We start from the raw sequence: 19,963 nt of genomic DNA, 5'->3' as shown, positions 1-19,963 counted from the left end.
GCGCGCACAGCGGTGAACCAACTGCGGATCGCGACACTGGCCGGCTTGTTCGCGGCGGCGACGGCGCTCGCCTGGGCGGGGGCCGGCCTGTGGGACTCCCTCGGCAACACGCTGCCCGCCGTGCCGCTGCTCGCGCCCGTCATCCTCGGTCTGATCGCCGCCACTCTGCTGGCGACGGCCCTGTCGCTGCGCGCGCGCCTGCGGGCGCAGCGCGAGCGGCGGCCGGGCGCCAGGCCGGTGGACCGGCTGATGGCGGCCCGCGCGGTCGTCTTCGGCCAGGCCAGCGCGCTGGTCTCGGCGCTGATGGCCGGCGGGTACGGCGGGTTCGGCCTCTATCTGGCGATGGAGCGGCTGGACGTGCCCAACCGCCGGGACCAGGCGCTGTACGCCGGGCTCGCGGTGCTGGCGGGCTTCGCGGTGGTGGCGGCGGCCCTGCTGCTGGAACGGGTCTGCCGCCTGCCGGACGGCGACGAGAACGACGAGGGCGGGAACGGCCCGGTGGGCTCGCCCGTCTGAGCCACCGGCTACGGGCCCTTGGCGATGTCCAGTTCGACCGCCGCGCGGTCCACGGCCCGCGCGTCCGCCTCGATCGAGCGCCGCAGCGCCTCGTGCAGGCCGCCGGGGGTCAGCACGCCGAGGAAGCGGTCGTCCTCGTCGAGCACCGCGATCCAGCCCGCGTCGTACTGGAGCATCGTGGAGAACGCCTGTTTCAGCGACGAGCCCAGCGGCAGCCACGCCTCCATCCGCCGCGCGCGGTCGGCGACCCGCCCGTCCCCCGCGTCCGCGCCGCCCCCGCCGCCGTCGCCGGGCTCCGGCAGCGGGAGCCAGCCGTGCAGGCCGTCGTCCCCGTCCAGCGACAAGGCCCCGCGGCCGCCCCCGCCGCGCAGCCCGTCCGACGCCAGCGAGGAGGCATGGCTCCCAGCGCGTCGTAGGGGCTCGGGGCCTCCCGGACGAGGGCGGCGGCCGGGTCCGTGCCGGCGTCGGGCCGGGCGGGCGGGCGCAGCCAGCGGCGCGGCCTGCCGTCCGCGCCGACCAGGACGGCGCGCGGGGCACCGCCGGCGTCCTCCGCTCCGGCCCCGGCCGGGTCCTCGCGGGCCATGTCCTCGCGGGCCGGGTCGTCGCGGGCCGGATCCTCGGTGACCACGTCGACGGGGTCCAGCGGGAGGGTGCCGACGGGCACCAGGCGCAGTCCGCGGATCGCGGCTCCCGAACCGATGAACGACGCGACGAAGTCGTCGGCGGGGGCGGCGAGGATCGCGGCGGGCGTGTCGTACTGCGCGATGCGGGCCTGCTCGCCGAACAGGGCGATCCGGTCGCCGAGTTTGACCGCCTCGGTCACGTCGTGGGTGACGAGCACGATGGTCTTGCGGATCTTGGCCTGGAGGTCGAGGAACTCGTCCTGGAGCCGCTCCCGCGTGACCGGGTCCACCGCGCCGAACGGCTCGTCCATCAGCAGCACCGGCGGGGCCGCCGCCCGCGCCCGCGCCACGCCGACCCGTTGCCGCTGGCCGCCGGAGAGCTGGTCCGGGTAGCGGCTCCCGTACACCGACGGGTCCAGGCCGACCAGTTCCAGCAGTTCCGCCGCCCGCCTGCGGGCGTCCGCGCGCCGCCGGCCGAGCAGCAGCGGGACGGTGGCGGTGTTGTCGAGCACGGTCCGGTGCGGGAAGAGGCCGACCTGCTGGATCACGTAGCCGATGCGGCGGCGCAGCTTCACCGGGTCGTAGGAGGCGACGTCCTGCCCGTCGAGCAGGACGCGGCCCTCGGTGGGCTCCTCCAGGCGGTTGACCATCTTCATGGTGGTGGTCTTGCCGCAGCCGGAGGGGCCGACCAGGGTGACCAGCTCGCCCTCCGCCACATCGAGGTCGAGGTCGTCCACGGCCACGGTCCCGTCGGGGTACCGCTTGGACACGTGCTCGAAGCGCAGCATGTTCATCATGTTGTCAGATTCAGCGGCTAGGGTGTCGGAACATGAGTGCGGCCACTGCCGAAAGCTGTCTTACGGCGAACGAGTGGATCTGCGGTGAATATGTGAGCAGCCGCGCCGAGGAACTGACCGACGCCACCGTGGAGCACGTCCTGATCACGGTCACCGCCGTCGCCATCGCCGTCCTCGTCGCCCTGCCGCTCGCGCTCCTCGCCCGCCGCTGGCGGTTCGCGGCCGGCGGCATCCTGGGCCTGACCACCGTCCTCTACACCGTGCCGACGCTAGCGATGTACGCCCTGCTGCTCCCCGTCTTCGGCATCTCGATGTCGGTCGTCATCTGCGGTCTGGTGCTCTACTCGCTGACGATCCTGGTGCGGAACATGCTGACCGGCCTCCAGTCCGTTCCCGAGGAGGCCCGCGAGGCCGCCGTCGGACTCGGCTACGGCCGCGGGCGCATGCTGTTCGCGATCGAGCTGCCCCTCGCGCTGCCCGCCCTGATGGCCGGCATAAGGATCGCGACCGTCTCCGCCGTCTCCCTGACCACGGTCGGCGCCATCGTCGGCTACGGCGGCCTCGGCAACCTCATCTACAGCGGCATGCACAGCTACTTCAAGGCTCAGGTGCTCACCGCCTCGGCGCTGTGCGTCGCCCTCGCCGTGCTGGCCGACGTGGCGCTGCTGACCGTGCAGCGGCTGATCACCCCGTGGACCCGCGCGGGCGGCGCGAAACGGCGCGGGCCCGTTCCCCGGGACTCGGTCCTGGACGTCCCGGGGACGGTGTGACATGGACGTGATCGGCGAAGCGTGGACCTGGCTGACCACCGGATCGCACTGGTCCGGCGAGTCCGGGATCACCCACCGGCTGGGCGAGCACCTCTACCTCACCGGCGTCTGCCTGCTGATCTCCTGCGCCGTCGCCCTCCCCGTCGCCTTCTGGCTCGGCCACGGCGGCGGACGGCGGCTCGGCGGCGCCCTGGCCATCAACATCTCCAACGCCGGACGCGCCATCCCCACGTTCGCCGTCCTGGTGCTGCTGACCCTCAGCCCGCTCGGCCGCCACGGCGAGCTGCCCACCATCCTGGCGCTGGTCCTCTTCGCGATCCCGCCCCTGCTGACCAACGCCTACGTCGGCGTCTCCGAGGCCGACCGAGGCGTCGTGGAGGCCGCCCGCGGCATGGGCATGTCGCGCCGACAGGTGCTGGCGCGAGTCGAACTCCCGCTGGCGTTCCCGCTGATCATGACCGGCGTCCGCACCGCGGCAGTGCAGATCGTCGCCACCGCCACCCTCGCCGCGCTGGCCGGCGGCGGCGGGCTCGGCCGCGTCATCACCGCCGGCTTCGCCCGCTACCACACCGAGCAGGTCGTCGCCGGAGCCGTCGTCGTGGCGCTGCTCGCGCTGGCCGTCGAGGGCCTGCTGGTGCTGGCCCAGCGCCTGTTCGACCCCAACCGCCGCCGCCCCCGGCCCGGCGACGCCGCGCCGCCCCGACCGACCCACCACCCGACACAGCTCCCGACGCGACCCTCGACGCAGCCCCGACCCGATGGACGGAGACTCCCGTGACCGCGACTTCCCCCTCCCACAGACGCCGCACGCTCCTGGCCGTGAGCGCCCTCACCGCCCTGTCCCTGTCCCTGGCCGCCTGCGGCGGCGACGACCTGGAGGAGAAGGGCGGCAGCGGGGAGGAAGGCGGCGGCGGCTCGCTGACGATCGGCGGCGCCGGTTTCACCGAGGCCACGATCATGACCCAGCTCTACGCGCAGATCCTGGAGGACGCCGGGTACTCCACCACGATCGAGACGGTCGAGGGCCGCGAGCTGTACTGGCCGGAGCTGGAGAGCGGCGGCATCGACATCGTCCCCGAATACGCCGCGACCGCCGCCGAGTTCCTCAACGCCCAGGTCAACGGCGCCGACGCCGAGCCGGTCGCCTCCTCCGACGTGGAGGCCACCGTCACCGCGCTGCGGGAGCTGGCCGAGCCCCGGGGCCTGACCGTCCTGGACGCCGGGGAGGCCGTCGACCAGAACGCGTTCGCCGTCACCGAGGAGTTCGCCGACGAGCACGACCTGACGACCCTGACCGACCTCGGCGAGTCGGGCCTGCCGATCCGCCTGGCGGCCGGTGAGGACTGCCCCGAACGGCCGTTCTGCCAACCGGGTCTTGAGGAGACGTACGGCATCGACATCACCGAGGTCGATCCCCAGGGCGTGGGCACCGTCCAGGGCAAGCAGGCCGTCCAGAACGGCGACGACGACATGGCCTTGGTGGTCACCACCGACGCCACCCTGAAGGACTTCGACCTGGTCCTGCTGGAGGACGACAAGAACCTCCAGCTCGCCGACAACCTCCTGCCCGTGCTGAACACCGGGAGCGCGAGCGACGAGGGCATCGCCACCGCCCTGAACCGGCTGACCGCCGAGCTGACCACCGACGACCTGATCGAGCTGAACCGGCAGGTGGACTCCGAACGCCGCCAGGCCGAGGACGTCGCCCGCGACTACCTGGAGGAGCACGGCCTGCTGGAGAACTGAGCCGGTCCACCACCCGCGCATAACTCCCAGGCCACAACCGACTGGACACCCTCCCGTCCGCTGTCGACGTCACGGTAAGTTTCGCCCATGGCACGTGGACGTCACCGCTCATCGGCACTTCATCAGGTGCTGGCCCCGGCCACTCTGGGCGGCCTGGCGCTGTTGTGCGCCGGAGGGGCCCTTCTGCTCGGCGACGAGGACGCGCCCGTTCTGCGCGTCCTGGTCGCCGTGGCCGCCGCCTCGGCCGCGACCTGCGCGGCCCTGCTGCGCCGCTGGGACCTGGAGGCGGGGCGGCAGGTCGCGCGGGAACGCGCCGCCAAGGCCGGTCTGACCTGGCAGGTCGAGGAGAAGCACACCGAACTGGAGGAGGCCCGGGAGCTGATCACCGTGCTGGAGGCCAAGCTCCGCGCCAAGCGGGCCGACCTCGGCACGGCACGGCTGGAGCTGGCCGGGCTGCGCACCGAGCACGCCGACCTGCTCCGCCGCTACGCCACGGCGGAGAGCGAGCGGGCCAAGGCGCTGGAGGGGCGGCGGCTGCTGGCCCTGGAGGCCGCGGCCCCGGCCAAGGCGCTCACCGCCGACGCCACCGACCACCGCACCCCGCGCGGCGCCCCGACCCAGCTCACCTACCGGCAGGCGTACGAGGCGCTCGGCCGTCTCTCCCGCAACGTGGCCCGCCAGCGGGAAGCGGCCCTCCGGGCGCGGGAGACGGAGCCGACCCCGACGGAGCCGCCGCGGGAGCGCCCGGCACCCGAGCTGCCGGCACAGCCGGCCCCGGCGGCTGCCCGGGAGCAGCCCAGGCTCCCGCAGCGCTCCCCGGCCCCGCCGACCTCGCGGCGGGTGGGCGGCTTCGACTTCTTCGGCACGGGCGCCCAGCAGCGCTAGGGCCGGGGCCGGGGGCACCCGGGGGCGTCAGCGGGCGAGGATGAGGCTCATCGCCTCGGCGCGGGTGGCCGCGTCCCTGAGCTGGCCCCGGACGGCCGACGTGGTGGTCTTGGCCCCCGGCTTGCGCACCCCGCGCATCGTCATGCACATGTGCTCGCACTCCACGACCACGATCACCCCGCGCGGCTCCAGGATCCGCATCAGCGAGTCCGCGATCTGCGTGGTCAGCCGCTCCTGCACCTGCGGGCGGCGGGCGAAGACGTCCACCAGCCGGGCCAGCTTCGACAGGCCGGTGATCTTCCCGCTGGCGGCCGGAATGTAGCCGATGTGGGCCTGGCCGACGAACGGCACGAGGTGGTGCTCGCAGGTCGACATCACCTCGATGTCCTTCACCAGCACCATCTCGTCGTGGCCCAGGTCGAACGTGGTGGTCAGCACGTCCTCCGGCCGCTGCCACAGCCCGGCGAATATCTCCCGGTAGGCGCGCGCCACCCGGGCGGGGGTGTCCAGCAGCCCCTCGCGGTCCGGGTCCTCCCCGACCGCGATCAGCAGCTCCCGGACGGCCGCCTCGGCCCGCTTCTCGTCGAACTCGCCGACCTGCTGCTGTCTGGTCCCAGGGCCGTGGCCCGTCAGGGTCAACGGGTCGGTCATGTGATCATCACTCCTCATCCCGGCGCCCGCTCCGCACACGGCCGCGCCCCTCACAGTAGAACGTGAGGGGCGCGGAGGGCATTCCGGTCCACCGGTCGGCGCCGGTGCGGGTGGTCAGTCCTCGGAGCCGGATCCCTGGCCGGAGCCGCCGCCCGGGGCCGACACGTTCTCGTCCACGGATTCGAGCGGTGCCTTGCCCTTCTCCAGGCTGCCGTTGGCCAGGTTGATCCCCTTGGTCGGGAACGTGACCGGGGGCCTGGTCGAGGGGGTGCGGCGGGTGGAGCCGGTCCACGCCGGGCGCGGCGGGCGCTTGACGACGGGCTGGAAGATTTCCGCCAGCTCCTCCTTGTTCAGCGTCTCCTTCTCCAGGAGCGCCAGGACGAGGTTGTCCAGGACGTCGCGGTTCTCCACCAGGATTTCCCAGGCTTCGTTGTGCGCGCCCTCGATCAGCTTCTTGACCTCCTCGTCCACCAGCCCGGCGACCTCTTCCGAGTAGTCGCGCTGGTGGCCCATGTCCTTGCCGAGGAACGGCTCGGAGGTGTCCTGGCCGAACTTGATGGCGCCCAGCCGCTCGGTCATGCCGAACTGGGTGACCATGGCGCGCGCCGTGGACGTGGCCTTCTCGATGTCGTCACCGGCGCCCGTGGTCGGGTCGTGGAAGACCAGCTCCTCGGCCGCCCGGCCGCCCATCATGTAGGCCAGCCGGTCGAGCATCTCGTTCCGCGTCGTGGAGTACTTGTCCTCCTCGGGCAGCACCATCGTGTAACCGAGGGCACGGCCGCGGGAGAGGATCGTCACCTTGTGCACCGGGTCGCTGTTGGGAGAGGCCGCCGCGACCAGGGCGTGTCCGCCCTCGTGGTACGCGGTGATCATCTTCTCCTTCTGGCTCATGATCCGGGTGCGCTTCTGCGGACCGGCCACGACGCGGTCGATCGCCTCGTCGAGGAACTTGTTGTCGATCAGCTTGGCGTTGCCCCGGGCGGCCAGCAGCGCCGCCTCGTTCAGCACGTTGTTCAGATCGGCGCCGGTGAAGCCGGGGGTCCGCCGGGCGACGGCCGACAGGTCGACATCGGGCGCGACGGGCTTGCCCCGCTGGTGGACCTTGAGGATCTCCAGCCGGCCGTTCATGTCGGGGCGGTCCACGGCGATCTGCCGATCGAAGCGACCGGGACGCAACAGCGCCGGGTCGAGGATGTCCGGCCGGTTGGTCGCCGCGATCAGGATCACGCCGCCCTTGACGTCGAAGCCGTCCATCTCCACCAGGAGCTGGTTGAGCGTCTGCTCCCGCTCGTCGTGCCCGCCGCCCATACCGGCGCCCCGGTGGCGGCCGACCGCGTCGATCTCGTCGACGAAGACGATCGCCGGGGCGTTCGCCTTGGCCTGCTCGAACAGGTCGCGGACGCGGGAGGCGCCGACACCGACGAACATCTCCACGAAGTCGGAGCCGGAGATCGAGTAGAACGGGACGCCCGCCTCGCCCGCGACCGCGCGGGCCAGCAGCGTCTTGCCGGTGCCGGGCGGGCCGTAGAGCAGCACGCCCTTGGGGATCTTGGCGCCGACGGCCTGGAACTTCGCGGGCTCCTGGAGGAACTCCTTGATCTCCTGGAGCTCCTCCACGGCCTCGTCCGAGCCGGCCACGTCGGCGAACGTCGTCTTGGGGGTGTCCTTGGTGATGAGCTTGGCCTTGGACTTCCCGAAGTTCATCACCCGGGAGCCGCCACCCTGCATCTGGTTCATCAGGAAGAGGAACACGATGATGATCAGGAGGAACGGCAGAATCGACAGCAGCATGCCCACGAAGGGGTTCTGCGACTTGGGCGAGACGGTGTACCCGTCGGGAAGCTGGTCGTCCTGGAACTTGGCCTGGAGGTCGCGGGCGAGAAGCTCGCCCTGGCCGTCGATGTAGCTGGCCTGGACCTTGCTGCTTCCCTCGATCTTCTGGCCGTCGCGGAGCTCGACCCGGATCATCTGCTCGTCACCGGTCGTGAGCTCGGCGGACCGCACACGGTTCTGGCTGATCGCCTGGACGACCTCGCCGGTGTCCACCTTCTTGTAGCCCTCGGACGAGCTGAACACCTGCATCAGCAGAATGACGGCGAGGACGGCCAGCACGATCCACATCACTGGCCCACGGAAATAGCGCTTCACGTCTATCCATACGGGGCGGCGCGGCCCCGTCCCTCCTGCCACACATAGAGGCACAGCCCCCGGAAGGGATCCGCTGTGCGCGCGGTGTCGGCCGAATCGCGCCCGGCCTTGTCTCAGCTTGACCTATCGCGACGGTACCCCAGCGCGGGGTGCCGCCGCCTCTCCCCGGGTCAACGGTAGGGCATCGCCCGGTGTTCCCGGCTACCCGTTGTAGACGTGCGGCGCGAGCGTCCCGACGAAGGGGAGGTTGCGGTACTTCTCGGCGTAGTCGAGGCCGTATCCGACCACGAATTCGTTCGGGATGTCGAAGCCGACCCATTCGACGTGGATGTCGACCTTGGCGGCGTCCGGCTTGCGCAGGAGGGTGCAGACCCGCAGCGAGGCGGGCTCCCGGGACCCGAGGTTCGACAGCAGCCAGGAGAGGGTCAGCCCGGAGTCGATGATGTCCTCGACGATCAGCACGTGCCGGCCGGCGATGTCGGTGTCGAGGTCCTTGAGGATCCGCACCACACCCGAGGACTGGGTGCCGGCGCCGTAGGAGGACACCGCCATCCAGTCCATGGTGACCGGCGACGCGAGGGCACGGGCGAGGTCGGCCATGACCATCACCGCGCCCTTGAGGACCCCGACGAGGAGCAGGTCCTTCCCCGCGTACTCAGCGTCGATCTTCGCGGCCAGCTCCACGAGCTTGGCGTCGATCTCTTCCTTGGTGATGAGCACCGACTCCAGGTCGGCCCCCAGGTCCGTCTCTCGCACCCGTGCCACTGCTCCCTGCCGGGACGCGCCCGGCTCTACTGGTTCGCCTGCTGGAGGACCAGTCTGCCACCCTGCCGCTTCACCTCGACGCGGCCCGGCAGGTTCAGCGGGCGCTGGCCGCGCCAGGCGGTGATCAGGCGGTCGGTCTCCTCGATGTGCCGCGCGAACAGCGAGCCCGCCGGGGCACCGGCGGCGATCGCCGCGCGGCGCAGCACGCGGCGGCGGACCGCGGGGGGCAGCGCGTGGAGCGCGGCGATGTCCAGGGTGCCGTCGGGGCGGGTCGCCGCCCGCTGCGCCTCCTGCGCCCAGGTGTCGAGCGCGTCGGCGTCGTCCCGGGAGAGCCGGGCGGTGCGGGCCAGGGCCTCCACCACGCCGCGGCCGAGGGCCTTCTCCAGCACGGGCAGGGCCTCGTGCCGCACCCGGGAGCGGGTGAAGGACGGGTCGGCGTTGTGCGGGTCGTCCCAGACCGGGAGGGCCTGGACGAGGCACGCCTTGCGGGTGGTCTGGCGGTCGATGGCGAGGAACGGCCGCCGGTAGCGGCGGTCCGCGCCGGAGGCGCCGGAGAGCCCGCCGGAGACGGCGGCCATACCGGCGAGGGACCGGGTGCCCGAGCCGCGGGCCAGGCCCAGCAGCACGGTTTCCGCCTGGTCGTCACGGGTATGGCCCAGGAGCACGGCGGTCGCGCCGTGACGTTCGGCGGCGTCGTCGAGCGCGGCGTACCGGGCGGTGCGGGCAGCGGCCTCGGGGCCGCCCGCGTGGCCCACATGGACCGTGACGGTGTCGACGGGATCGAGGCCGAGGGCGGTCAGCCGCTCGGCGACCTCGTGGGCCCGGGCGTCGGAGCCGGCCTGGAGGCCGTGGTCGACGGTGATGCCGCCGGCCCTCAGCCGCAGCCGGGGCGCCTCGAAGGCGACGGCGGAGGCGAGGGCCATGGAGTCGGCGCCGCCGGAGCAGGCGACGAGCACGAGCGGGGGGCGGCCGGGTGGCGAGTCGCTGAGAACGTCGTGCAGAACGCGGCGGACCGCCAGGCGTATCGCGGCGACCGCAGGATGGGGACCCATATCCGCATCACTTCTCTCTCGGGGTGCTTCGGGCTGGGAAGCGCTGTCACGCAGCGTGCGTAAATGGTGACAGAGGTAGCCTGTTCCCCGAGCATCGCACGCCAGGCATGGCGCGACGGTCCCTCGTACGGGTGATTCTGGAGGATTCCGGCAACCTAGGACCCACTGGGTCGCACCCGGCCGACCCACCGCTCCGGGTGGGAGATCTCCTCCTTGGTGGGCAGCGTGTTGGGCGAGGTCCACACCTTGTTGAAGCCGGTCATCCCGGCCCGCTCGACGACCGTCCGCACGAACCGCTCCCCGTCGCGGTACTGGCGGAGCTTGGCGTCCATCCCCAGCAGCCTGCGCAGCGCCCGGTCCAGCCGCCCGGCGCCCGTCTGCCGCCGCTTGGTGAACTTCTCGCGGATCTCCCCCACCGACGGCACGACGGCGGGCCCGACGCCGTCCATCACGAAGTCGGCGTGCCCCTCCAACAGCGACATCACGGCCGTGAGGCGGTCGAGGATCTCGCGCTGGCGCGGGGTCTGCACCAGATCCACGATGCCGAGCCCGGAGTCGCCCTCGCGCGCCTCGTCGCCGCCGCGCCCGGTCATCGACTGGGCGGCCTGCCGGAACCGCTCCAGCAGGGTGGCGGGATCGACGTCGGCCTCCAGCAGGAACGCCTGGATCTCGCTCTTGAGGTGGTCCTGGAGCCAGGGCACGGCGGTGAACTGCGTGCGGTGGGTCTCCTCGTGCAGGCAGACCCAGAGCCTGAAGTCGTGCGGGTGCACGTCGAGTTCACGTTCGACGTGCACGATGTTGGGCGCGACGAGCAGCAGCCGTCCGGCGCCGGGGGTCAGGCCGTCGCCGCCGGGCAGGTCCGGTCCCGGCGGGGCGAACGTCTCGTACTGGCCGAGGACCCGGGAGGAGAGGAACGACAGCAGCATCCCGACCTCGATGCCGGTGACCTTGCTGCCCATCGCGGTGAGCGCGGTGCCGCCGGGCATGGCGGCGCGCCGTTCGCGCATCTTGGTGGTCAGCGGCAGGAGCACCTCGCGGAACCCGGCGACGTTCGCCCGGACCCAGCCGGGCCGGTCCACGACCAGGACCGGGGTGTCGGCGGCCCCGGAGTCCATCCCGGTGAACTCGCGGACGTGCCGCTCGGACGCGCGGGCGTGGCGGCGCAGTTCGGAGACGACCTCGCGCGCCTCGTCACGGCTCACCTCGGGGCCCGGCCTCGCGATGCGGGAGGCGGTGGACACCGCCAGATTCCAGTCGACCAGGTCCGTACCACCGAGACTCGTCATACCGTCCACCGTACGGCGCCCGCGCGCGGAGCGGATAGGGCACGGCGTCCCCGGGCGGAACCGGGCCGGGGCCGGGGGTCCGCGGCAGCGGCGGGTGGCCAGGGCGGTGGCGGCGGCGGCGAGGGCGGCCTCGGCGGCGTCCTCGCCGGTGGGGTCGCCGGCCAGGAAGGCGAACGCCAGGACCCGTCCGTCCGGGGTGGTGACCGTGCCGGCCAGCGTGTTCACGCCGGTCAGGGTGCCGGTCTTGGCGCGCACCAGGCCCGCGGCGCCGCTGTCCTGGTCCCCGAAGCGGCCGGCCAGGGTGCCGCTGCAACCGGCGACGGGCAGGCCGGTGAGAGTGGCGCGCAGCTCGGGGCGGGCGGGGTCGGCGGCGGTGGCCAGCAGGTGGGTGAGGAGCCGGGCGCTGACCCGGCCGTCGCGGTCGAGTCCGCTGGCGTCGGCGACGCGGAGTCCGTCCACGGGCAGGCCGAGGTCGTCCAGCGTGGCGGTGAACGCGCGGCCGACGCCGTCGAAGTCGGCGGGCTCGCCGGTGGCGACGGCGGTGGCGCGGGCGACGGCCTCGGCCAGGTCGTTGTCGCTGTCGGTGAGCATCCGCTCGACGAGCGAGGACAGGGGCGCGGAGCGGTGGCGGGCGAGCCGTTCCGCGTCCCCGGGGGCGGTGTGGCGGTCCGGGGCGCCGTCCTTGACGTCGGCGCCCGCGTCCGCGAGGTACCGGGCGAACGCCTCGGCGGCGTCGGCGGCCGGGTCGGTGGAGCGGGGGGCGGGGCCCTTGACGCTGTCGTCGAGACGGCCCGCGTTGATCTGGAGGGGGGTGATGGGCGCGAGGTTCGTGTTGACCCCGATGGGGTGATTCTGGTCGCCCGGGTAGAGCGAGACGTCGTAGCCGACGCGGACGGTGCCGGCGCCCCGTTCGGCCAGGGCCTCGGCGGTGTCGTCGGCCAGGGCGCGCAGCTCGTCGTCGGTGAGGGTGACGTCGCCGCCGCCGACGAGGATCACCCGGTCCTCGTCCGGGTCGAGGACGGCGGTGGTGGACAGCCGGTGGTCGGGGCCCAGGGCGTGCAGCGCGGCGACGGCGGTGATCAGCTTCATGGTGGAGGCGGGCGCCCGGCCGGAGCGGGCCTCCTCGGCGTAGAGAGAGGTGCCGGTGGCGACGTCCACGACGGAGGCGGCGACGCCGGTGCCGAGCGCGGGGTCGTCCAGCAGCGGGCCCAGCTCCTGTTCGAGGGCCCGTCCCTTCTTCACATCTGGCGCCGCCCGCGCAAGGGGGAGGAGGGGGTTCGGGGTGGCGCGTGGCGTCGCCAGCGAAAGCGGAGCTCCTGTTCGAGGGCGGCGGGCGAGCTGCGGGGGGCGGCGGCGTCGAGGGGGGTGAGCACGGGGGCGGCGCCCGGTACAGTGACGCCCATGCGTTCCGTACCCGCGCCGTGACGCTCCGCTTCGGCGGCGGCCTCGCGCTCGGCCGTGCGCCGACCCGCGTCCCAGGGGCCGGCCAGGGTGATCGCCCCGGCCGCGACCGCGAGTCCCGCGACGGCGGAGCCGGCGGCGAGCCGCCAGGTCGCGCGGTGCCGACGTAGCACTTCCGCTGCCCTGCGCACTGTAAGGCCAGCCCCTTTCGCAACACGACACCGGCGTGAGAGACACTTAACCACCTGTCGCGTGCACAGATCGGTTAAGGAGTGTCACCCGTGGAGTTCGACGTCACCATCGAGATTCCGAAGGGCTCTCGGAACAAGTACGAGGTGGACCACAAGACCGGGCGGATCCGGCTGGACCGTCACCTGTTCACCTCGACTGTCTACCCGGCCGACTACGGATTCGTGGACGGCACGCTGGGCGAGGACGGCGATCCGCTGGACGCGCTGGTGCTTCTGGACGAGCCGACGTTCCCCGGTTGCCTCATCGAGTGCCGGACGATCGGCATGTTCCGCATGCGGGACGAGGCGGGCGGCGACGACAAGCTGCTGTGCGTGCCGGCCGGCGACCCGCGGATGGAGCACCTGCGGGACATCCACCACGTCAGCGAGTTCGACCGGCTGGAGATCCAGCACTTCTTCGAGGTCTACAAGGACCTGGAGCCCGGCAAGTCGGTCGAGGGCGCCAACTGGGTGGGTCGCGCCGAGGCGGAGGCCGAGATCGAGGCGTCGATCAAGCGGGCCGCCGCCGGGGGCCACTGAGCGGTGCCGGCCCGGCCGTGAGAGCCTGACGCCGGAGCCCGACCGGCTCCTGGACGAGGTGCGCCGTACCCAGTCATGACAAGACGGCGCAGGGGAGTCTGTGATGGCCTGGTTCGTTCTGGTGGTCTCCGGCGTGCTGGAAGCGGTGTGGGCGACCGCGCTGGACAAGTCCGAGGGCTTCAGCCGCCCGGTGCCGAGCGTGGTGTTCGGCGCCGGGCTGCTGCTCAGCATGGCCGGTCTCGCCTACGCGCTGCGGACCCTGCCCGTGGGGACCGGCTACGCGGTGTGGGTCGGTATCGGCGCGGGGCTGACCGCCGGGTGGGCGATGGCGCACGGGGACGAGCCGGTGTCGGCCGTGCGGGTGGCGTTGCTGCTGGGTCTCGTCGGCTGTGTGGTCGGGCTGAAGCTCACGCACTGACGGCGCGCCCGCGGCCCTCGCCGTTCAGAAGCCGCGGGTCCGTTTGGCGCCCCGGCGGGGGGTGGGGGTCGGCGGGTTGATGAACAGGCGGGCCGTCTCGCTGCCGAGGTTCACGCCGATGGCGATCGCCAGGGCGAGGGTCACCGCCGTCAGCAGGTTCTCCAGGCCGGTGTTCACGCTGCCCTGGGCGAAGCCGAGCAGCCCGAGGTAGACCGCGCCGCCCGGCAGCAGCGGCCCGATGGCGGCGGTGACGTAGGGCAGCGACGAGGTGAAGCGGTACCGCGACTGGAGCTGCGCGAAGAGGCCGACCATTCCGGCGCCGACCGCCGTCGCGGCGAACGGCGACAGGCCGGCCGTGTCGTGCATCGCGCCGTAGATCAGCCAGGCGACGCCGCCGTTGAGCGTCGCCGGCAAGACGGTGCGGCGCGGCTGCTGGAGCAGCACGCAGAAGGTGAGCGACAGCAGCAGCGCGGCGGCGAGCTGGACGCCGGGGCGGGTGGCGCGTTCGACCACGTCGGGGTCGAGCCGCACGCCCGAGGTCTCGCCGAAGTAGAGGACGGCGAGCACGCCGACGACGATGCCGACGCTGAGGTAGACGACTTCCAGCAGCCGGGCCGAGGCGGTGAGGTAGTAGCCCGTCAGGCCGTCCTGGACGCCCGCGACCAGGGCCCGGCCCGGCAGCAGCGCGAACAGGCCGCCGGTGATCATCGCGGCGGCCTGCCGTTCGTCCGCGCCGGAGGTGTGGCCGGCCGCCCAGCCGACGCCGACGAGCGCGGGCGCCATCGCCGCGGCGACGAACTGGTAGAACTCCGGCAGCCCGCGTCCGGCGGCCAGCCACGCCAACCGGTCGCCGACCATCGCGCCGATGACGGCGAGGAGGAAGACCTGCCAGTTGCCGCCGACCAGGGTGCTGGCGGCGCCGGCCAGCAGGCCGGAGGCGATGGTGAGCTGCCACTTGGCGTAGGGGTGGCGGTTGCGCCGGATGGTGGCCAGCCGTCCGTAGGCGTCCTCCAGCGTGACTTCGCCGTGCGAGATGTCGTCCACGAGCTGGAAGACGGCGGTGAGCCGGTTGTAGTCGGTGCCCCGGCGGCGGACCGTGCGGCTGAGCGAGACCGGTGGATCGACCAGGGACGGCTGGTGGGTGATCGAGATGAGGGTGAACGTGACGGTCGCCTCGCAGCGGGCCAGGCCGTAGGCGTGCGCGACGCCGAACATCGCGGCCTCGACGTCCTCGGCGCCCTCGCCGCCGGCCAGCAGCAGCTCCCCGATGCGCAGCGTCAGGTCCAGCACGCGCGGCACGGCCGAGGTCGCGTCCTCGGCCCGCGCGGGCGGTTCGGGCGCGGGCCGCTCGGCCAGCGGCAGCCGGACGAGGCTGCGCATCCGGTCCTGCCAGAGGCCGGCGGGGAGCAGGACGGGGATGCCCTGGGCGGGGGTGAACTCGCTGTGCGCGTACGGCCGGGCCGGCAGGCGGGGGGCGGTCTCCTATACCCATCTGGCGCGGCCGCCCCCCCGCCCGCGCCGCCCCCGCCCCCGCCGCCGCCCCCCCGCCCCGCCGACTCCCCGTCGCCCGGCCGCCCGCTGTCCCCGGCCACCTGAGTTCCACCCCTTGCGCTCGCACCACTGTTCCCTTGCGAGCATAGGATGATCTGCCGATTCCTTCAGAAGACGGCGGACAGGCGGCCGGGGCGGGCGGGTCGGTCGGTCAGGTGCGCGTCAGTCGCTCAGCCTCGCGTAACGGCGCACGGCGAGCGGCACGAGGACGGCGAGCAGCACCAGGGGCCAGGCGACGGCCAGGGCCACGGAGTGCTCGACGGCCCAGGAGTCGCCGCCCCAGCCGGGGTTGCCGAACAGTTCGCGGATCGCGCCCGCGGTCGCGGACATCGGGTTCCATTCGGCGACGGCCCCCATCCAGTCGGGCATGGTGTCGGGCGAGGTGAAGGCGTTGGAGAGGAAGGCGACCGGCCAGACGAGGATCTGCACGGCCTGGACGGACTCCGGGCGGCGTGCGACCAGCGCGAGGAGGATGCCGGCCCAGAGCATCGCGAAACGGAGCAGGAGCAGCAGGCCGATCGCGGCGGCGGCCTCGGCGGCGGTGCCGTGCCACCGCCAGCCGATCGCCCAGCCCGCGCCGAGCATGACCAGCAGGCTCACGACGGAGCCGAGCATGTCGAGCAGGCTGCGGCCGACGAGGATCGCGGAACGGGCGATGGGCATGGAACGGAAGCGGTCCAGGACGCCGCGGTTGATGTCCTGCGTCAGCTCGATCATGGTCGCCTCCAGGCCGAAGGCCATGGTGAGGGCGAGCATGCCGGGGACGAGGAACTCGGTGTAGTCGCCGCCGCCCTCGACGGCCATGCCGCCGCCGAGGAAGTAGGCGAACATCACCAGCATCATCACCGGGAAGGCGAGGCCGACGGCGAACTGGCCGGGGCGGCGGGCCCAGTGGGCGAAGCCGCGCCGGGGCATGGTCAGCGCGGCGGGGAGGGCGTCGGCCATCGAATGGGTGGCCGTGGGGCGGGTGGCGGTGGAGCGGGTGGTCGTGGCGTGGGCGGTCATGCGGCGGACTCCCCTTCGGCGGTCTTCGCGGGTGCGGGGCTCTCGGCGGGGCCGGTCGTGCGGCCGGTGAGGTGGAGGTATGCCTCGTCCAGGGTCGGGCGGCGCAGGGCGATGTCCTCGGCGTCGATCCCGGCGGCGTCCAGGGCGCGGACGGTCTCGGCGAGGGCGGCCATCCGGTCGGTGACGGGGGCGCTGACCAGGCGGCGGTCGGGGTCGGTGGTGGCGCGGGAGGCGTGGGCGGCCATGCCGACGACGGACGCGGCGGCGTCCAGTTGGGCGGCGTCGCGCACGACGACGTCGACGCGGTCGCCGCCGACCGCCGACTTCAGCTCGTCGGCGGTGCCCTCGGCGATGCGCCGGCCGCCGTCGAGGACGGAGATGCGGTCGGCCAACTGGTCGGCCTCCTCCAGGTACTGGGTGGTGAGGAGGACGGTCGTGCCGGCGCCGGTGAGCGAGCGGACCGCGTTCCACACCTCGGTCCTGCCGCGCGGGTCGAGGCCGGTGGTGGGCTCGTCGAGGAAGAGGATCTCGGGTTCGGTGACGAGCCCGGCGGCGAGGTCGAGCCGGCGGCGCATGCCGCCGCTGTAGGCGCGGACCGGCTTGTGCCCGGTGTCGGCCAGGCCGAACCGTTCGAGCAGTTCCCCGGCGCGGCGGGCGGCGCCGGCGCCGCCGAGCCGGCGCAGGCGGCCGAACAGCTCCAGGTTCTGCCGGCCGCTCAGCTCCTCGTCCAGGGCGGCGTGCTGGCCGAGGAGCGCGATCCGGCGCCGGACCTCGTCGGGGCGGGCCGCCCCGTCGGGGCCCCCCCCTTCGGCCCGGCCGCCGCCGGGGCGGGGCAGGGGGGTGAGGATGCGGACGGCCGTGGTCTTCCCGGCGCCGTTGGGGCCGAGGACGCCGTGCACGGTGCCGCGCCGGACGGTGAGGTCGAGGCCGTCGAGGGCGGGCTTGGCGGCCTTGCCCCGGCCGAACGTCTTTCTGAGGTCTTCGACGAGAATCGCCGCTTCCACCGGCTCCCCTTCCGTGCGCCACCCGGGCGCATTAGTCAAACTTGATTAGTCGACCGAAGAGCGAGGGTAACCTCGGACTCGCCACTAGTCAAACTTGACGAGTGGGGGCGGTGAGACACTGCTCACGGGCCGGGCCGATCCCGGTGGGGCCTCGGCGGAAGGGCGAACGGCGGATGTCGGTCATGCGGCTGCTGGTTCTGGGCGCGGTGCGGCAGCACGGACGGGCGCACGGCTACCAAGTGCGGAACGACCTGGAGTTCTGGGGCGCGCACGAGTGGTCGACCGCCAAGCCGGGGTCGATCTACCACGCGCTGAAGCAGATGGCGAAGCAGGGCCTGCTGCTGGCCCACGAGACCGCCAGGAGCCCGGCCGGCGGTCCGCCGCGCACCGAGTACGAGCTGACCGAGGCGGGCGAGGAGGCGTACCTGGACCTGCTCCGGGAGTCGCTGCGCGCGCACGACCAGCGCATCGACGTGCTGACCAGCGCCGTCGGCTGCATCGTGGACCTGCCCCGGGCGGAGGCGATCGCGCTGCTGAGGGAGCGGGTGGCGGCGCTGGAGGACTGGAAACGGCAGGTTTTCGAGCACTGGACGCCGCAGGCGGCCCCCGCCGAGTGGGGGCACATCGGCGAGGTCATGCTGCTGTGGGTGCACAACGCCGACTCCAGCGCCGAGTGGACGCGCGGCCTGATCGAGCGGCTGGAGAACGGCGCCTACGTGATGGCGGGCGAGGGGGAACGCAGCAGGGACGTGCTGCCGGACGGGGCGGAGAACCCGTTCCGCTGAATCCGCTGAGCCCGGGCCGCCCGTCCGCGACGGTCGCGCGAACGGTGCCGCCGGGGCCGCCGTGCGTCAACCGCCCGCGCGACTACAGGGCTTGACGGATCTCCCGGAGCAGGTCCCGGGTCTCCCCGGGGTTCAGGGCCTCGTGCGTCAGCCGGTCGAGGACCTTCTGGTAGGCGGCGACCTCCTCGCGCTTGTCGAGGTAGAGCGCGCCGGTGAGCTGCTCCAGGTAGACGAGGTCGGGCAGTTCCTCCTCGGCGAAGCGCAGCAGCGTGAACGCGCCGGACTCCGCGACGTGCCCGCCGCGGGCGAACGCGGCGACCTGGAGCGTGATGGTGGGGTGCTCGGAGAACTCGATGAGCATGCGGAGCTGTTCGTCCATCACGCGCCGGCCGCCGTGGAAGCGGCGCAGCGCGGCCTCGTCCAGGACGCAGTGCAGGTGCGGGGCGCTCTCGGAGACCAGCAGCTTCTGGCGGCCCAGCCGCAACGCGATCCGGCGGTCCACCTCGGACTTGGGCAGCCGGCCCTGGTGACCGCTGACCATGACGGCGTGGGCGTAGTCCTCGGTCTGGAGCAGTCCGTGGACGAACTGGAGCTCGTACGTGCCGATCCGCTCGGCCGCGGCCTCCAGGCCGACGTAGGTCTGGAACCAGCTCGGCAGGACGTCGCTGTAACTGTGCCACCAGCCTGCCTCGTTGGAGGAGCGGGCGAGGCCGAGCAGCGGCTCGCGCTCGGCCTCGTCGGTCACGCCGTACAGGGTCAACAGGTCGGCGACGTCGCGCGGTTTGAAGCTCACGCGGCCCAACTCCATCCTGCTGATCTTCGACTCGGAGGCCCGGATCGAATACCCGGCCTCCTCCCGCGTCACCCCCCGGGATTCGCGGAGCCGGCGCAACTGCGAACCGAGCAGGATGCGGCGCACCATCGAACCGCCGGGTACGGCCCCGCCGTCGGCGCCGGAATGCGTTCCGTCCGCCGTCCGCTGAGTATTCATACGTTCAACTACCCTCCAGTTCCGCCCCAGGAAGTCTGCCACCTCCGCGCTTCGTTCGGTGTGTGCTTGATTACGGTCGATCAAATTTTTCCGTGCACGTGCATCCGCCCTTGCATTTGCCGTATGCGTTGGGAAGCATGAGTTCCACGCGCCGTGTCACCGGCGTGGCAGTACGACCCCGTCACCATCACGTGGGCGATGGCGGGGTACGGGGGTTGCCCATGACGTCAGCCGCCGAGGACGACAGTGCCGCCGCAATGCCAGGAGTGTGCCGCGCCATGGGGACCAACGGAACGCCCATGCTCGACCTGTTAGGGCGACAGTTCCTGCCTGCCGACCTGCGTACCCTGTCCAGTACCGCGACCCTCGGCCTGCCTCCTCGTCCCGAATCCGTGCGTCAGGCACGGGACTTCACCCGCAGCACGCTGCACGGGTGGCGACTGCCCGAGCTGTTCGACGGGGTCGCGCTGGTGGTGTCCGAGCTGGTGACGAACGCCCTGCGGCACGGCACGCGGCCCAGGACGGCGGAGTTCGGGACGGACTTCGAGTCCGCGGCACCGCCCGCGGTCGAGCTGGAACTCATGCGGTGCGCGCGGCGGTTGATATGCGCGGTGCAGGATCCGAGTGACGCGTCGCCGCGGCTGGGCCGGATGGACGACATGGACGCCTCGGCCGAGTCCGGGCGCGGTCTGTATCTGGTCGAGTGTTTCAGCGACGGCTGGGGCTGGCGCCCGCTGACCGGCGGCCGGAACGGCAAAGTGGTCTGGGCGGTCTTCCAGACGTCCTGACGGACTCCTTC

The 19,963-nt window shown here is 72.8% G+C and carries 20 protein-coding genes, 2 pseudogenes and 1 riboswitch; of the genes and pseudogenes, 9 read left to right on the top strand and 13 right to left on the bottom strand.

The genetic code is table 11. The features are described 5' to 3' along the window. The first annotated feature begins 12 nt into the window (after positions 1 to 12). Positions 13 to 516: a DUF3180 domain-containing protein gene (locus tag BN2279_RS17935; RefSeq protein WP_059010766.1), complete on the top strand. Its 504-nt coding sequence runs from the start codon at positions 13 to 15 to the stop codon at positions 514 to 516. A gap of 8 nt (positions 517 to 524) precedes the next feature. On the opposite strand, the gene BN2279_RS29975 is transcribed toward BN2279_RS17935, so the two are convergent. Further along, positions 525 to 743, bottom strand: coding sequence for a CBS domain-containing protein (locus tag BN2279_RS29975; protein ID WP_059010764.1), 219 nt, complete (start codon positions 741 to 743; stop codon positions 525 to 527). Next, a complete protein-coding gene (locus BN2279_RS17925) occupies positions 710 to 1,927 on the bottom strand; it encodes an ABC transporter ATP-binding protein (RefSeq protein ID WP_234347982.1) in 1,218 nt (405 codons plus the stop codon). The genes BN2279_RS29975 and BN2279_RS17925 overlap by 34 nt, the downstream gene beginning before the upstream one ends. Before the next feature lie 41 nt (positions 1,928 to 1,968). Between BN2279_RS17925 and BN2279_RS17920 the strand changes: the two genes are divergently transcribed. The 4 genes from BN2279_RS17920 (at position 1,969) to BN2279_RS17905 (ending at position 5,337) form a co-directional block, all read left to right on the top strand. Next, entirely contained in the window at positions 1,969 to 2,706 is a 738-nt protein-coding gene (locus BN2279_RS17920; protein ID WP_059010762.1) for an ABC transporter permease, read from the top strand. Position 2,707: 1 nt separating this feature from the next. After that, complete coding sequence (locus BN2279_RS17915; RefSeq protein WP_079032255.1) at positions 2,708 to 3,484, top strand: ABC transporter permease; 777 nt, start codon at positions 2,708 to 2,710, stop codon at positions 3,482 to 3,484. A 35-nt stretch (positions 3,485 to 3,519) separates the two neighbouring features. Further along, entirely contained in the window at positions 3,520 to 4,452 is a 933-nt protein-coding gene (locus BN2279_RS17910; protein WP_407702266.1) for an ABC transporter substrate-binding protein, read from the top strand. Positions 4,453 to 4,539: 87 nt separating this feature from the next. Further along, complete coding sequence (locus BN2279_RS17905; RefSeq protein ID WP_159037260.1) at positions 4,540 to 5,337, top strand: hypothetical protein; 798 nt, start codon at positions 4,540 to 4,542, stop codon at positions 5,335 to 5,337. 27 nt (positions 5,338 to 5,364) lie between these two features. Here the strand turns inward: BN2279_RS17905 and folE are convergent, their stop codons facing one another. The 7 genes and pseudogenes from folE to BN2279_RS30735 form a co-directional block, all read right to left on the bottom strand. After that, positions 5,365 to 5,988, bottom strand: a complete 624-nt coding sequence (folE, locus tag BN2279_RS17900) for a GTP cyclohydrolase I FolE (RefSeq protein ID WP_059010756.1) — start codon at positions 5,986 to 5,988, stop codon at positions 5,365 to 5,367. A gap of 114 nt (positions 5,989 to 6,102) precedes the next feature. Further along, positions 6,103 to 8,142 carry an ATP-dependent zinc metalloprotease FtsH gene (gene ftsH / locus BN2279_RS17895; protein ID WP_079032289.1) on the bottom strand — a complete coding sequence of 680 codons (2,040 nt, stop codon included), beginning with the start codon at positions 8,140 to 8,142 and terminating at the stop codon, positions 6,103 to 6,105. A 195-nt stretch (positions 8,143 to 8,337) separates the two neighbouring features. Further along, positions 8,338 to 8,892, bottom strand: coding sequence for a hypoxanthine phosphoribosyltransferase (hpt, locus tag BN2279_RS17890; protein ID WP_059010752.1), 555 nt, complete (start codon positions 8,890 to 8,892; stop codon positions 8,338 to 8,340). A 35-nt stretch (positions 8,893 to 8,927) separates the two neighbouring features. Next, entirely contained in the window at positions 8,928 to 9,953 is a 1,026-nt protein-coding gene (gene tilS, locus BN2279_RS17885) for a tRNA lysidine(34) synthetase TilS (protein WP_059010749.1), read from the bottom strand. A gap of 155 nt (positions 9,954 to 10,108) precedes the next feature. Continuing rightward, the gene (locus tag BN2279_RS17880) at positions 10,109 to 11,239 is read right to left on the bottom strand and encodes a zinc-dependent metalloprotease (RefSeq protein WP_059010965.1); all 1,131 of its coding nucleotides are present in this window, start codon (positions 11,237 to 11,239) and stop codon (positions 10,109 to 10,111) included. A 168-nt stretch (positions 11,240 to 11,407) separates the two neighbouring features. Further along, positions 11,408 to 12,481: pseudogene (gene dacB / locus BN2279_RS17875) on the bottom strand (D-alanyl-D-alanine carboxypeptidase/D-alanyl-D-alanine endopeptidase); the annotation flags it as partial. Beyond that, positions 12,478 to 12,813, bottom strand: a complete 336-nt coding sequence (locus tag BN2279_RS30735; protein WP_234347980.1) for a hypothetical protein — start codon at positions 12,811 to 12,813, stop codon at positions 12,478 to 12,480. The pseudogene dacB and the gene BN2279_RS30735, both read right to left, overlap by 4 nt. Before the next feature lie 108 nt (positions 12,814 to 12,921). Here BN2279_RS30735 and BN2279_RS17870 point away from each other — a divergent pair, with 108 nt between their 5' ends. Further along, positions 12,922 to 13,410, top strand: a complete 489-nt coding sequence (locus BN2279_RS17870; RefSeq protein ID WP_059010747.1) for an inorganic diphosphatase — start codon at positions 12,922 to 12,924, stop codon at positions 13,408 to 13,410. A gap of 25 nt (positions 13,411 to 13,435) precedes the next feature. Next, positions 13,436 to 13,503: riboswitch (guanidine-III (ykkC-III) riboswitch) on the top strand. A gap of 10 nt (positions 13,504 to 13,513) precedes the next feature. Beyond that, positions 13,514 to 13,828, top strand: coding sequence for a DMT family transporter (locus BN2279_RS17865; RefSeq protein ID WP_059010744.1), 315 nt, complete (start codon positions 13,514 to 13,516; stop codon positions 13,826 to 13,828). A gap of 24 nt (positions 13,829 to 13,852) precedes the next feature. On the opposite strand, the pseudogene BN2279_RS17860 reads toward BN2279_RS17865, so the two are convergent. The 3 genes and pseudogenes from BN2279_RS17860 to BN2279_RS17850 all read right to left on the bottom strand — a co-directional run. Next, positions 13,853 to 15,271 (bottom strand): annotated as a pseudogene (locus tag BN2279_RS17860) (threonine/serine ThrE exporter family protein); the annotation flags it as partial. A gap of 270 nt (positions 15,272 to 15,541) precedes the next feature. Next, on the bottom strand, positions 15,542 to 16,324 hold the full coding sequence (locus BN2279_RS17855) for an ABC transporter permease (protein WP_059010963.1): 783 nt from the start codon (positions 16,322 to 16,324) through the stop codon (positions 15,542 to 15,544). A gap of 56 nt (positions 16,325 to 16,380) precedes the next feature. Further along, a complete protein-coding gene (locus tag BN2279_RS17850) occupies positions 16,381 to 17,388 on the bottom strand; it encodes an ATP-binding cassette domain-containing protein (RefSeq protein WP_059010742.1) in 1,008 nt (335 codons plus the stop codon). 173 nt (positions 17,389 to 17,561) lie between these two features. Between BN2279_RS17850 and BN2279_RS17845 the strand changes: the two genes are divergently transcribed. Further along, positions 17,562 to 18,173: a PadR family transcriptional regulator gene (locus BN2279_RS17845; RefSeq protein WP_059010740.1), complete on the top strand. Its 612-nt coding sequence runs from the start codon at positions 17,562 to 17,564 to the stop codon at positions 18,171 to 18,173. An 82-nt stretch (positions 18,174 to 18,255) separates the two neighbouring features. Here BN2279_RS17845 and BN2279_RS17840 read toward each other — a convergent pair whose 3' ends face one another. Beyond that, on the bottom strand, positions 18,256 to 19,095 hold the full coding sequence (locus tag BN2279_RS17840; RefSeq protein ID WP_059010961.1) for a helix-turn-helix domain-containing protein: 840 nt from the start codon (positions 19,093 to 19,095) through the stop codon (positions 18,256 to 18,258). A 347-nt stretch (positions 19,096 to 19,442) separates the two neighbouring features. Between BN2279_RS17840 and BN2279_RS17835 the strand changes: the two genes are divergently transcribed. Then, entirely contained in the window at positions 19,443 to 19,952 is a 510-nt protein-coding gene (locus tag BN2279_RS17835) for an ATP-binding protein (RefSeq protein WP_059010738.1), read from the top strand. The last annotated feature ends 11 nt before the right edge of the window (positions 19,953 to 19,963 follow it).

The sequence above is a fragment of the Streptomyces specialis genome (genome assembly GCF_001493375.1).
Lineage (GTDB): Bacteria > Actinomycetota > Actinomycetes > Streptomycetales > Streptomycetaceae > Streptomyces > Streptomyces specialis.
This window is presented reverse-complemented; position numbering and strand designations above follow the sequence as displayed.

Excerpts from the sequence above, each read along its gene's own strand:
- BN2279_RS29975 (WP_059010764.1), bottom strand. The coding sequence starts at position 743 with ATGGAGGCGTGGCTGCCGCTGGGCTCGTCGCTGAAACAGGCGTTCTCC.
- BN2279_RS17925 (WP_234347982.1), bottom strand. The coding sequence starts at position 1,927 with ATGCTGCGCTTCGAGCACGTGTCCAAGCGGTACCCCGACGGGACCGTG.
- BN2279_RS17920 (WP_059010762.1), top strand. The coding sequence starts at position 1,969 with ATGAGTGCGGCCACTGCCGAAAGCTGTCTTACGGCGAACGAGTGGATC.
- BN2279_RS17915 (WP_079032255.1), top strand. The coding sequence starts at position 2,708 with ATGGACGTGATCGGCGAAGCGTGGACCTGGCTGACCACCGGATCGCAC.
- BN2279_RS17905 (WP_159037260.1), top strand. The coding sequence starts at position 4,540 with ATGGCACGTGGACGTCACCGCTCATCGGCACTTCATCAGGTGCTGGCC.
- folE (WP_059010756.1), bottom strand. The coding sequence starts at position 5,988 with ATGACCGACCCGTTGACCCTGACGGGCCACGGCCCTGGGACCAGACAG.
- tilS (WP_059010749.1), bottom strand. The coding sequence starts at position 9,953 with ATGGGTCCCCATCCTGCGGTCGCCGCGATACGCCTGGCGGTCCGCCGC.
- BN2279_RS17880 (WP_059010965.1), bottom strand. The coding sequence starts at position 11,239 with ATGACGAGTCTCGGTGGTACGGACCTGGTCGACTGGAATCTGGCGGTG.
- BN2279_RS17865 (WP_059010744.1), top strand. The coding sequence starts at position 13,514 with ATGGCCTGGTTCGTTCTGGTGGTCTCCGGCGTGCTGGAAGCGGTGTGG.
- BN2279_RS17855 (WP_059010963.1), bottom strand. The coding sequence starts at position 16,324 with ATGGCCGACGCCCTCCCCGCCGCGCTGACCATGCCCCGGCGCGGCTTC.
- BN2279_RS17845 (WP_059010740.1), top strand. The coding sequence starts at position 17,562 with ATGTCGGTCATGCGGCTGCTGGTTCTGGGCGCGGTGCGGCAGCACGGA.
- BN2279_RS17840 (WP_059010961.1), bottom strand. The coding sequence starts at position 19,095 with ATGGTGCGCCGCATCCTGCTCGGTTCGCAGTTGCGCCGGCTCCGCGAA.
- BN2279_RS17835 (WP_059010738.1), top strand. The coding sequence starts at position 19,443 with ATGGGGACCAACGGAACGCCCATGCTCGACCTGTTAGGGCGACAGTTC.